The 4,702-nt window shown below is 54.8% G+C and carries 3 protein-coding genes; 1 reads left to right on the forward strand and 2 read right to left on the reverse strand.

The features are described from left to right. Positions 1-111: 111 nt before the first annotated feature. Positions 112-864 (reverse strand): phosphatidylglycerophosphatase B, encoded by a 753-nt coding sequence (gene pgpB / locus ACWYRJ_RS20450; RefSeq protein WP_455508522.1) that lies wholly within the window; start codon positions 862-864, stop codon positions 112-114. Between the two features lie 197 nt (positions 865-1,061). On the opposite strand from pgpB, the gene ribA reads away from it, so the two are divergent. Next, entirely contained in the window at positions 1,062-1,652 is a 591-nt protein-coding gene (ribA, locus tag ACWYRJ_RS20455) for a GTP cyclohydrolase II (RefSeq protein ID WP_008501210.1), read from the forward strand. 37 nt (positions 1,653-1,689) lie between these two features. Here the strand turns inward: ribA and acnA are convergent, their stop codons facing one another. Further along, positions 1,690-4,365: an aconitate hydratase AcnA gene (acnA, locus tag ACWYRJ_RS20460; RefSeq protein ID WP_455508523.1), complete on the reverse strand. Its 2,676-nt coding sequence runs from the start codon at positions 4,363-4,365 to the stop codon at positions 1,690-1,692. Between the last annotated feature and the right edge of the window lie 337 nt (positions 4,366-4,702).

Below are 4,702 nucleotides of genomic sequence, written 5' to 3' on the forward strand. Positions count from 1 at the left end.
ATTGTAGGTGGGCCAGTTGGTGATTTTGAACTTTTGCTTTGCCACGGAACGGTCTGCGTTGTCGGGAAGATACGTGATCTGATCCTTCAACTCAGCAAAAGTTCGATTTATTCAACAAAGCCCTATTTCTGCTTTCTCTTCTGGCGGTGGCGTTAGCGGGCCGCAGAATCGTTCAGTGAGCCAGGTCGCCAGCACGATCAGCAACCATGAGATGAGCGTGGCGACGACCAGGTCGCGCGGCCAGTGCATCCCCAGCAGCAAGCGGCTTCCCATAACCCCCGTCGCCCAGACCAGTAAAATCGCGATCGTAATCGTTCGACGCCTAGGCCAAAGCAGCCCAACCCCCAGCAACGCCCAGCTGGCCGCAAACATGGTGTGACCAGAAGGAAACGCGAACCCCGTCTCTTTCTGCCAGTGTTTACGCAAGAATTTCGGGATATCCTGCTGTTCCGCAAGCTGTTCCTTTACCAGCGCACCACGATCTTTACGCTTTAAATTGTAGAACTCATCCACCGGAACATGATGGGTTTTTTCCAGCCAGACGACAAAAGGACGCGGCTCCTGAACGCGATCTTTCACCCAGGACTTCACCCCCTGACCGACAATGATAGCGCCACCGAGGATAGCAAAGAGCATCAGTGCTGCGCGCAGGCGAAAGCGCAGGCACCACAGAAACCAGGCGCAGAGGAGTACGTGGGTAATTATTCCCCATGGCTGGGTGACCGTTTCCGTTATCCAGTATAAGGTTTTCAGCCACATGGCATTATGCCCGGGCTGCCACATCCAGCCTGAAAGCCATACGGTCAGAGGCATAATCAGTAAAATGGCCGCACCTGCTGCCGTACGTCTGGCGATTGAAAGCATGTCTTCTCCTTTTTCGCTAAGCGTCACAATCATAACTGAAATTAATCCTTTGGGTGGATATGTCGGATCGTGCGTTTAACGTTCATATAGCATGGTGCCCATTAGGCGAACCTGCTGAGCTTGTGGCAAAATGAACTGATACAGAAAGCAAAACAGGGCAAAGACACGAAACGTGTCAGCCTACTCTGGAGAATCACATGCAGCTTAAACGTGTGGCAGAAGCCAAACTGCCAACCCCATGGGGCGATTTCCTGATGGTGGGTTTTGAAGAACTGGCAACCGGACAGGATCATGTCGCGCTGGTGTATGGCGACATTTCAGGGCAGACGCCGGTACTGTCCCGCGTCCATTCAGAGTGTCTCACCGGCGACGCGCTGTTCAGCCTGCGCTGTGATTGTGGTTTCCAGCTGGAAGCCGCCCTGTCCCATATTGCAGAAGAAGGCCGCGGCGTGCTGCTTTATCACCGTCAGGAAGGTCGTAATATTGGCCTGCTAAATAAAATTCGCGCCTACGCGCTTCAGGACCAGGGCTACGATACGGTTGAAGCAAACCATCAGCTCGGCTTTGCCGCTGACGAACGCGACTTCACCTTGTGCGCCGATATGTTCAAGCTGCTGGGCGTGGACGAAGTTCGCCTGCTGACCAATAACCCGAAAAAAGTGGAGATCCTGACCGAAGCGGGGATCAACATCGTCGAGCGTGTACCGCTGATTGTCGGCCGTAACCCGAAAAACGCCCACTACCTTGATACCAAAGCCGCCAAAATGGGCCATCTGCTGAAAGAGTAATGCTAAAAAGCCCGGCACGCGTGCCGGGCTCGTTTCATCAATCCAGCATCTTACGAATCACATAATGTAAAATGCCGTCGTTCTGGTAATAGGTCAGCTCGGTTGCCGTATCTATACGGCACCGGCAATCCAGCACCTCGGTTTTCCCGTCTGCACGGGTTAACTTTACCGGCACCGTTTTACCCGGCTGCAGGCTTTGCAGACCGCTAATCTCAATCAGCTCTTCCCCGGTCAGGCCCAGCGTTTTACGCGTCACGCCCTGCGGGAACTCAAGCGGCAGGATCCCCATACCGATCAGATTCGAACGGTGAATACGTTCGAACGATTCGGCGATGACCACGCGAACGCCAAGCAGACGCGGACCTTTCGCCGCCCAGTCGCGGCTGGAGCCGGAACCGTACTCTTTCCCGGCGATCACCGCCAGCGGCGTACCTTCCTGCTGATATTTGACCGCCGCATCATAAATCGACACGACTTCCGTCCCCGGCAGATGACGGGTCATGCCCCCTTCCACGCCCGGTACCATTTCGTTACGAATGCGGATGTTGGCAAAGGTCCCGCGCATCATCACCTCATGGTTGCCGCGACGCGATCCGTAGGAGTTAAAATCACGACGCTCGACGCCCCGGCTCTGCAGGTAACGGCCCGCCGGGCTATCGGCTTTGATACTCCCCGCCGGAGAGATATGGTCCGTCGTGACGGAATCTCCCAGCATCGCCAGGATGCGCGCGCCGTGGATATCCTTAAGCGGTGCCGGCTCGGCGAGCATCTCATCAAAGAACGGCGACAGACGAATATAGGTCGAGTCATCCTGCCAACCATAGGTATCCGAACCTGCAACGTTGATGGCTTTCCATTCCGGAGTGCCCTCAAAGACTTCCGCGTATTCTTTACGGAACATCTCGGTAGAAACCTTTTCAACGGCCAGCGCGATTTCACGCGATGATGGCCAGATATCTTTCAGATAGACAGGGTCATTCTTGCGATCGTGACCAATTGGATCGGTCGCCAGGTTGATATTCATGTTCCCTGCCAGGGCATAAGCCACAACCAGCGGCGGCGAGGCGAGCCAGTTGGTTTTCACCAGCGGGTGAATGCGCCCTTCAAAGTTACGGTTACCGGATAGAACGGCGCCTACCGTCAGGTCACCCTGCTTGATCGCCGTTTCAATGGGTTCAGGCAGTGGACCAGAGTTACCAATACAGGTCGTACAGCCGTAGCCCACGAGGTTAAAGCCCAGTTCGTCAAGGTAAGGCGTCAGTTTGGCCTGCGCCAGGTAATCCGATACCACTTTGGAACCCGGTGCCAGCGAGGCCTTAACCCATGGCTGAGGTTTTAGCCCAAGCTCTACCGCCTTTTTAGCCAACAAACCAGCCGCCATTAACACGCTGGGGTTTGAAGTGTTGGTGCAGGAGGTAATAGCCGCAATAACTACCGCGCCATCCGGGAGCTGATACTGATGTCCATTCAGAACATAGTCGACGGGACGATGGTCTTTCTGCGCCACGTTCACTTCCAGGGCATTGCTGGCGGCAAACGCTTTCGGCACGTCAGACAACGCAACCCGATCCTGCGGACGTTTCGGCCCGGCGAGGCTCGCCTCGACGCTTCCCATATCAAGTTCTAGCGTACTGGTGAAGACCGGTTCATCGCCCGGGTTTCGCCACATGCCCTGCGCTTTGGTATAGGCCTCCACCAGCGCGACCTGCTCTTCGCTGCGCCCGCTAAGGCGCATGTATTCCAGCGTGACATCATCAATGGGGAAAAAGCCACAGGTTGCACCGTATTCCGGCGCCATATTCGCAATGGTGGCACGGTCGGCCAGCGGCAGCGAATCCAGACCATCACCGTAGAATTCTACAAACTTGCCCACCACACCATGCTTACGCAGCATCTGAGTGACGGTGAGCACCAGATCGGTGGCAGTAATGCCTTCAGACAGCTTACCGGTAAGCTTGAAGCCCACCACGTCAGGAATAAGCATGGACACCGGCTGGCCGAGCATGGCCGCTTCTGCTTCGATACCGCCGACGCCCCAGCCCAACACGCCCAAACCGTTAATCATAGTGGTATGGGAGTCCGTGCCCACCAGCGTGTCCGGATAGGCGACCCACTCTTTATCCTGCAACTCACTCCAGACGGCTTTCCCCAGATATTCAAGGTTAACCTGGTGACAAATCCCGGTACCCGGCGGGACCACGCTAAACCGGCTGAATGCCTGCTGCCCCCACTTCAGGAATACATACCGCTCGTGGTTACGTTCCATCTCGAGACGCACGTTCTCGCCAAAGGCGTCATCATCGCCAAAGCGGTCAACGGTTACGGAATGGTCAATGACAAGGTCTACAGGGGAAAGCGGATTCACTTTTGCCGTATCTCCGCCGAGACGCTTAACGGCCTCGCGCATCGCGGCTAAATCAACGACGGCAGGGACACCGGTAAAGTCCTGCATCAGCACCCTGGCCGGGCGATAGGCGATTTCTCTGTCGGCATGGGCATTTTCAAGCCACTCTGCCAGCGCCTTGATATCATCGAGGGTGACAGAGTCACCGTCCTGCCAGCGCAAAAGATTTTCCAGTAAAACTTTCAATGACTTGGGTAAACGCGAAATGTCCCCAAGCGTTCTGGCAGCCAGCGGCAGGCTGTAGTAATGCCAGGTTTTATTTTCTGCCTGTAATGTGTCCTTACTGGCTTCGCGTAGGGTTAACGACATAAGCTCCTCCTTAATCACAGAGATGCCCCGACAATCATCAGGGCCGTAATTAAAGATAACACAAAGATGTCGTAACGTTTTGATAACAACCCAAATTGATAAATTTAGGATTGGTCCCGAACGGGAAAACAAAAAACCCCGCCGTAGCGAGGTTTTACAATTTAGTGGAGGGCCAACCAGATGAGCTGACTCCAGAACAGAATCGACACGGTGGCTTTGTTGAATAAATCAGATTTCGGGTAAGTCTCCCCCGTAGCGGGTTGTGTTTTCAGGCAATACGCACGCTTTCAGGCATACCTGCTTTCGTCATTTTGTTCAGCGCTCGTACCAGGGCCAT

The organism is Enterobacter sp., assembly GCF_977039595.1.